Genomic DNA, 7074 nt, shown 5'->3' on the forward strand with positions numbered 1-7074 from the left:
CGGACGAACTCCCACTCGGCATCCGACAGTTCATGGCGACGTATCACCCGACCATGATCCACCACACAAGATCATTTGACGACAGAACCTAGGGCTCATCACGTTCGGCAGCCTTCTCCCCGACCCGCTCACCGGCAGGACCCTCACCCAGCAGCAGCGGCTGCGCGACGTGGTGCGCGCCGCGGCCGAGGCGGAGGAGGCCGGGTATGCCTGGTACACCATCGGCGAACACCACTTCGGCGAGCGGGATGTGATCCCCTCGCCCGCGCTGGTGCTGGCCGCGATAGCCGAGCACACATCGACGATCCGGCTCGCCACCGGAACCACACTTGTCGCCAACCGCGATCCGGTGCTGGTCGCCGAGGACTACGCTCTGGTCGACCTGTTGTCCGGGGGCCGGCTGGAACTCATGGCGGGCGGCTCCTTCTTCCCCGAGCCGTACGCGGTGTTCGACCAGGACCCGGAGTCGAAGGCTGCGCGCAAGCGTGAGAACACCGAGCTGCTGATTCGGCTGTGGACCGAGGAACGTGTCACCTGGCAGGGGGAGTTCAGGCCGCCTCTCAATGAAGTCACCGTCCAGCCCCGGCCGCTCCGGTCCCGGCCGCCGTTCTGGATCAGCGGCGGCGTCGGACCGGATTCCGTACATCTCGCCGTCGACCACGGACTGCCGCTGGTGGTGGGCACCACCGCCCGCGAACCGGCCACGTTCGCGCCGGTCTTCGACTCCTATCGCACCCTGTGGAGCGAGAGCGGACGCACCGGCCCGCCCGGCCGGCTGGGCGCTGCCAGCCATGTGTTCGTCGCCGAATCGTCGCAGCAGGCGCGCTCGTTGTGGGCCTCCTACATGAACAACTATCTGACCGTGAAGAAGCCGGGCAGCACTCACTTCTCCACCCCGCCGGACTTCGACACCTACATCGGCCCCCAGGGTCCCGCGATCTGCGGCAGCCCCGCGGAGGTCGTCGACAAGCTGGGCCGGCTGCACGAGCTGTGGGGCCATGATCTGCATCTGCTCGCCATCGATGTGGGCGGCATCCCCTACGACCAGGTGCGGGCGGCCACCGAACTCGCCGCCGCCGAAGTGCTGCCCCAGGTCACGGGACTCGGATCGAGGACGGTGGCAGCCGGTGCCTGACAACGAAAGCGGCGCACCTGCCCTGCCGCCCGTGGTGGACGCCGCGTGGGTACGTGAGCACCGGGAAGATCTCGTACTCGTCGATGTGCGGTGGTTCCTGGACGGCCGCAGCGGCTACGACGCCTACCTCGCCGGACATCTGCCCGGCGCGGTCTGGGCCGATGTCGACACGGTCCTCTCCGCGCCTCCCAACGAGAGCGACGGACGGCACCCGCTGCCCGACCCGGCCGACTTCGCACGGGCGCTCGGCGCACTGGGCATCGGGGACGGTACGACCGTGGTGGCCTACGACGCCGACGGCGGCTCCTACGCGGCCCGGCTGGTGTGGCTGCTGCGCCGCACCGGACGCCGCGGCGCCCTGCTCGACGGCGGACTGGCCGGCTGGCCCGACGGCACCGAGACCGGTGGCGTGACGCTCCCCGAAGCACGGCTGACACCGGTGGAGTGGCCCAAGGAAGCCGTGCGGAGCGCGGACGAGGTCGCCGCGGGCGACGCCGTCGTCCTGGACGCCCGCGCCGCCGAACGGTATTCGGGCGAATCCGTACTGCCGTCCGATATCCGCTCCGGTCATGTCCCCGGAGCCCGCAGCGCCCCCTGGAGCGCCAACATCACGGCGGACGGGATGTTCGCCGAGCCCGGCCAACTACGCGCGCACTACGAGAAACTGGGAGTGCGCGAGGGGACGGACGTCATCGTCTACTGCGGCAGCGGGGTCACCGCCTGCCACGACCTGCTGGCGCTGGAACGCGCCGGGATCAGCGGCGCTTCCCTCTATCCGGGCTCCTGGTCCGCCTGGTCGGCGGACCTCTCCCGGCCGGTGGCGACGGGCCAGGAGCCCGGATAGCGGAGGCCCCGCCCCGGGCGGGAAGCGCCGTCCGGAGGGCGGAGGCCTGCGCCCCTGGTGGGAACCGAGCCCGGACAGTGTGGAAGTCCGCGCACCGGCCGGGACAGGATCCCCGGCCGGTGCGGAAGAGAGTGGATGGCGGGCTACCAGCCGGTTCCCAACCTCGCCATCGGCTCGATCAGTTCACTCTCCTCGTACGAGAGATGGGAAAGGAGCGTGTCCGTGAGCAGGTCCATCGCCTCCCGCAGCCCGATCCGGTCCGTCTCCCCACCGGCGAAGGCGACCAGCTCCCGGTCGATTCGCTCGATCAGGCCCTGGATGGCGTGATGTTCCTCGGTGAGCCGGTCGAGCACCGAGCCCAGACGCGGATCGGAGCGGCGTAGGTACGGGAAGAGATCCTGGTCCTCCCTGGTGTGGTGCAGGGTGGTCACCCGGCAGTACGACGCACAGTAGGCGCCGAGTGTCCAGATGTTCTGACGAAGACTCAGCTTCTGGATCTCGGAACGGGCTTCGCCCGGATCGAGGGTGTCGGCCAGCACCTCTCCCACCACCTCGCCGAGTTGGCCGAGATCCGAGCGCAGCTGGTCGTGTGCCGCCACCAGATTGCGGGCCTGCTCCTGTTCCGCGCGCGGATAGCGCCGGCCGGGGTCGGCGGGCGGTCCGGTGGGACGGCTCGACTCGTCCCACAGCCGCTCGGTGGACCGGCGCACACCTGGGTCCGGTGTCGGGTGTACGGAGAGCTGGTCCCCGGCCGAGGCGGCGGACACCCGGTTCCGATCCGGTGCGAGCGCGCCCGTGGCAGGGGTGCCTGTGGAAGCGGCACCCGCCTCGGCCGTCGTCGCGGCGGTCGTGTGCCGCCGTCCTGCCGGATCCGCTGCCCGCCCACGCTCGGCGGACACCAGTTCCCGGGTGGCCGGTGCCACCTCCGCGGCGAACACCTCGATGAGGGAGGGGTGTTGCGCTGGGAGCAGGAAAGCACTCGTCCCCTGCTCCAGGGCCAGAGCCGCCAGCTGCTCGGGCCAGGCGTCCGGCGCTCCCCGGGGGAATCCGCCTGCCCCGGGGGAGAGGTTGTAGAGCCTGCGCACCGCGGCCGGTTCGCGCCCTGCCGCGGCCGCCGCCTCGTCGACGATGCGGTGCCCCGCGGCGAGGCGGTTCGGTGGGACGTGCGGAACGCTGGGCAGCCAGCCGTCGGCCACCGACCCGGCCAGTTCGAGCATGCGGGGGCCTACGGCGCCCAGCCAGATGCCGATGGGGTGTGCGGGGGCGGGGCCTGTGGAGGCCCCGTCGAGCCCGTAGTGCTTGCCGTCGAACCGGACCTGCCGGCCCGGAGCCCACAGGGCCCGGATGACTTCGACGGCCTCGCGGGTGGCACGGACCGCCTCGCCGGGGGTGCGGCGCGGCCCGCCGTCGGCGGCGATGGCGTCCCAGTAGGACCCGGCGCCCAGGCCGAGTTCGACCCGGCCACCGCTGAGCAGGTCCAGGCCGGCCGCGGTACGCGCCAGCACGGCGGGCGGCCGCAGCGGGAGGTTCGAGACGTTGGGGAGGACGCGCACCCGGGTGGTGGAAGCGGCGATGACCGCGAGCGCCACCCAGGCGTCGAGCAGTTCCGGCCGGTACGGGTGGTCCGGCACGCTGACCAGATCGAGTCCGGCCCTGTCGGCGGTCCGGGCCAGTGCCACCGCGTCGTCGCTCTGTTGCGCCGTCGGCACCAGGACCGTGCCGAAGAGGAGGTCGTGTCCGTAGTCAGGCATGTGGGCGAACTCCTAAGCGGCGGGCTGGCCGCTGCCGGGTGCGGGTGCGGGTGCGGGTGCGGGTGCCGGTGCCGGTGCCTTGCGCCACAGCTTTCCGGGGCCCGCGAGGGCGGCGACGGTGGCGACCCCGAGCGCGATCGCCGACATGACGAACGCGGTGGTGTAGCCGGACTCGGCGGGTACCGAGGTGCCGGGGATCGTCCTGGACGCCACGAGTGAGGCGGCGATCTGCGCGCCGAGCGAGCCGCCGATGGTGCGCATGATGGTGTTGATGCCGGTCGCCTCGCCGGTCTGGCTCCGGTCGACCGCGCTGACCACGAGATTGGCCAGGGCCGCGAAGGCGAATCCGACGCCGATTCCCAGTACCGCGGATCCCGCGTACATCGCCCCTTCCGTGTCGTGCGCGGCGGCGTAGATCACGAAGCCGGCCATCCCGATCAGGCACGCCAGCACCAGCGGCAGCTTCCAGCCCAGGGCCGCGCCGATCCGTCCGGCGAGGGGGCTGGCGATCAGCATGGTCACCGCCATCGGCACCATGAACAGACCGGACCCGGTCACGGATGCGCCGAAGCCGTATCCGGCCGACGACGGGGTCTGGGCGAGCAGCGGTACGAGGGTGAAGGCCCCGTACATGCCGAAGCCGATGATGAGCGCGGTGATGTGGCTGGTCAGCACGGCAGGCCTGCGCAGCAGTTGCATGTCGATGAGAGGTTCGCGCACCTTGTTCTCGACGTAGGCGAAGACCACGAGGAGCACGACGGCCGCGACGAACAGGGCGATGACGCCTCCCGACGCCCAGCCCCACGACTTGCCCTCGCTGATGGCGAGCAGCAGCGCCACGACGCCGCCGCTCAGCAGAAACACGCCCGCCCAGTCGATACGGCCGGGGGAGCGCACCGAGGATTCCTCGATGAACGCAGCGACGGCCGCGATGCCGAGCAGGATCACGATCAGGCCCAGCCAGAAGATCCAGTGCCAGTTCAGGGCGTCCACGATCGGCCCGGGAATGACCAGCCCGACTCCGAAGCCGATGCCGAACGTGGAGGAGATCAGCCCGATCGCGACGGGAACCCGCTCGCGGGGGAACTGATCGCGCACGATGCCGAATGCCAGGGGGAAGGCGGCCGATCCGACACCCTGCACCGCGCGGGCGGCGATCAGCAGGGGCAGCGAGTGGGACAGGGCGGCCAGCAGGGTGCCCGCCGCGAAGACACCGAGGCTGGCGATCAGCACCCGGCGTTTGCCGAACATGTCGCCGACCCGTCCCAGCAGCGCCGTGGCCACGGACGCGGTGAGCAGGAAGGAGCTGAGTACCCAGGAAACGCTGGTGGTGGAGGCGTCGAACTCACGCTTCAGGTCGGGCAGCGCCGGCACGACCATCGTCTGCATCAGCGAGAAGGACAGTACGGCGAGGAACAGGGCGGCGAAGGGGGCGGCGGTGCCGCCCCGCACTCCGGTGGCCGGGGCCTCGGTCTGCGAAGTAGGTGTGTCGGGCATGGGAACGGTCCTCCGGTAATGGGGCGCCGCCGTGCGCGGTCCAGGAACGCGGGAGAGCGCCAAACTGGTGTCACTGTGGAATCATTCCATCATGTCATTGTTACGTCCAGCCACTGTATTCCGGTACCGTGGACGCATGAGCGAAACCTCTGAAAGCGGTCCGGAGGCCCCCGCGCGGGCGGAGCCGGCGCCCCGGCCGCCGAGCCTGCTGGCACTGCCCTCGTACCTCGCCGGCCATGCGGCGCGAATCGGGCACGACGCCCTGGTGGAGGCAGTGGGCAGGAACGGGCTGCGGCTGCCGCACTTCGCTGCCCTGACCGCCTTGTCGGACTTCGGCCCGCTGCCCCAGCATGTGCTGGCCGACCGGCTCGGGTTCCAGCGCAGCCATCTGGGCAGCTATCTCGACGCGATCGAGGAGCAGGGGCTGGTCCGCCGCACCCGGGACCCGGCTGACCGGCGCCGCCAGCTGGTCGAACTCACCGACGAGGGGGTGGCGCTCCAGCACCGGCTGTGGCTGGTGGCCGAGCAGTCCCAGGACTCCTTCCTCGGGTGCTTCACCCCGGCCGAGCGGCAGACTCTGACGACGTTGCTGCGCAGACTGGTGGACGCGGACGACCGGACGCGGGCCTGAGGCGGCGCCCGGGGTGCCGGAGAGATCAATGCCCGAAACGAGGGGTGGATCAATGCCGAGGGCGACAGGGGGAATGAATTAAGGAAAAGCGCTCACATGATCTCGGCGATTGAATACTGCTTCATATGACTGCAACAGTGGATTCATGGGAAAACCTTGAATTCAGTACCCCCGGTTTGTATGTTTGCGCTCAAGTTCCGCTTCGTGCAACGGACGTGACCTGCCGGGGGAGAGCATGATGCAACGATCATCAGAGGTCCTGTCGAGGTCTCTCATACCCGATCAGCAGGGCGAATCGAGACCGGCACCGGTGCAGCGGGCGGTGACCGAACTGCTGCCGGGCTCTTTGCATGCGGGAATACCCGTATCCGGTGGCTGGCGCATCCTGGTCGTGGAGAGCGACGCCTCCGACGCCTGCGCCCTGGAGGACGGGCTGCGACGGTAGGGCCACGAGGTGGCCGCCGTGGACCGGGGAAGTGTGGCTCTGGAGGCCCACGAGGGCGTGGATCTCGTCCTGCTGGATCTTGAACTTCCCGACCTGGACGGCCTGGAGGTGTGCAAGGCCATCCGGTCGGTGAGCTGCGTCCCGTTGATCATCGTCACCGCTCGCGGCTCGGAACTGGACCGGGTGCTCGGCCTCCAGGCCGGCGCGGACGACTATCTGGTCAAGCCGTACGGGTTCCGTGAACTGATGGCACGCGTCGAGGCGGTCATGCGGCGGGTACGCACGCAGCGGCGGCTGGGCCGGGCGATCGACCGAGGTCCGCTGCACATCGATGTGAACTCCCGCGAAGTCAGTGTGGACGGCCGGGATGTGGGGCTGACCCGTAAGGAGTTCGATCTTCTCTGCCTGCTCGCCTCACATCCCGACACCGTGATATCGCGCAAGCGGCTGTTGCAGCAGGTGTGGGACGACTCCTGGTCCCGGCGGACGGTGGACACCCACGTCAGCAGCCTTCGCGGGAAACTCGGCGGGAGCGGCTGGATCGTCACCGTGCGCGGTGTGGGTTTCAAGCTGGGCAACGCCTGAATTCCCACGTCCGCGAATCGGTGGACCGGTCGGGCGCGGTTTCACCTGGAGATCGGTGCCATGGTCAATTATTGATCCGAAACGCTTTGGATTCAGGCTCGTTGACGGTGTGTGAGTGATCTGGTGGGGGATGCGCGGACCTGGTCGCCGGACGCGCAGGAGGCTGTGCGGTTGCTTGCGGTGTCC

At 69.8% G+C, this 7074-nt stretch carries 7 protein-coding genes; 5 read left to right on the forward strand and 2 right to left on the reverse strand.

What is annotated here, in order from left to right:
- Window positions 1-97: 97 nt before the first annotated feature.
- Both ACZ4LX_RS37580 and ACZ4LX_RS37585 read left to right on the forward strand, forming a co-directional pair.
- Window positions 98-1135 (forward strand): LLM class flavin-dependent oxidoreductase, encoded by a 1038-nt coding sequence (locus ACZ4LX_RS37580; protein ID WP_467651828.1) that lies wholly within the window; start codon window positions 98-100, stop codon window positions 1133-1135.
- Complete coding sequence (locus ACZ4LX_RS37585; protein ID WP_467651818.1) at window positions 1128-1979, forward strand: sulfurtransferase; 852 nt, start codon at window positions 1128-1130, stop codon at window positions 1977-1979. Before ACZ4LX_RS37580 ends, ACZ4LX_RS37585 begins: the two co-directional genes overlap by 8 nt.
- A 143-nt stretch (window positions 1980-2122) precedes the next feature.
- Here the strand turns inward: ACZ4LX_RS37585 and ACZ4LX_RS37590 are convergent, their stop codons facing one another.
- Both ACZ4LX_RS37590 and ACZ4LX_RS37595 read right to left on the reverse strand, forming a co-directional pair.
- Window positions 2123-3730: an LLM class flavin-dependent oxidoreductase gene (locus ACZ4LX_RS37590; protein ID WP_467651820.1), complete on the reverse strand. Its 1608-nt coding sequence runs from the start codon at window positions 3728-3730 to the stop codon at window positions 2123-2125.
- 12 nt (window positions 3731-3742) lie between these two features.
- Window positions 3743-5227, reverse strand: a complete 1485-nt coding sequence (locus tag ACZ4LX_RS37595) for an MFS transporter (RefSeq protein WP_467651821.1) — start codon at window positions 5225-5227, stop codon at window positions 3743-3745.
- A gap of 136 nt (window positions 5228-5363) precedes the next feature.
- Here ACZ4LX_RS37595 and ACZ4LX_RS37600 point away from each other — a divergent pair, with 136 nt between their 5' ends.
- From ACZ4LX_RS37600 to ACZ4LX_RS37610, 3 genes are all read left to right on the forward strand, one after another.
- The gene (locus tag ACZ4LX_RS37600) at window positions 5364-5858 is read left to right on the forward strand and encodes a MarR family winged helix-turn-helix transcriptional regulator (protein ID WP_467651823.1); all 495 of its coding nucleotides are present in this window, start codon (window positions 5364-5366) and stop codon (window positions 5856-5858) included.
- A gap of 322 nt (window positions 5859-6180) precedes the next feature.
- Window positions 6181-6303, forward strand: a complete 123-nt coding sequence (locus tag ACZ4LX_RS37605) for a hypothetical protein (protein WP_467651825.1) — start codon at window positions 6181-6183, stop codon at window positions 6301-6303.
- Between the two features lie 18 nt (window positions 6304-6321).
- Window positions 6322-6888 (forward strand): response regulator transcription factor, encoded by a 567-nt coding sequence (locus ACZ4LX_RS37610; RefSeq protein ID WP_467651827.1) that lies wholly within the window; start codon window positions 6322-6324, stop codon window positions 6886-6888.
- Window positions 6889-7074 lie beyond the last annotated feature (186 nt).

The sequence above is a fragment of the Streptomyces sp. NPDC026062 genome (assembly GCF_055568375.1).

Bases quoted from the DNA above. Each gene is read 5' to 3' on its own strand.
- ACZ4LX_RS37590 (WP_467651820.1), bottom strand. From the start codon at position 3,730: ATGCCTGACTACGGACACGACCTCCTCTTCGGCACGGTCCTGGTGCCG.
- ACZ4LX_RS37595 (WP_467651821.1), bottom strand. From the start codon at position 5,227: ATGCCCGACACACCTACTTCGCAGACCGAGGCCCCGGCCACCGGAGTG.
- ACZ4LX_RS37600 (WP_467651823.1), top strand. From the start codon at position 5,364: ATGAGCGAAACCTCTGAAAGCGGTCCGGAGGCCCCCGCGCGGGCGGAG.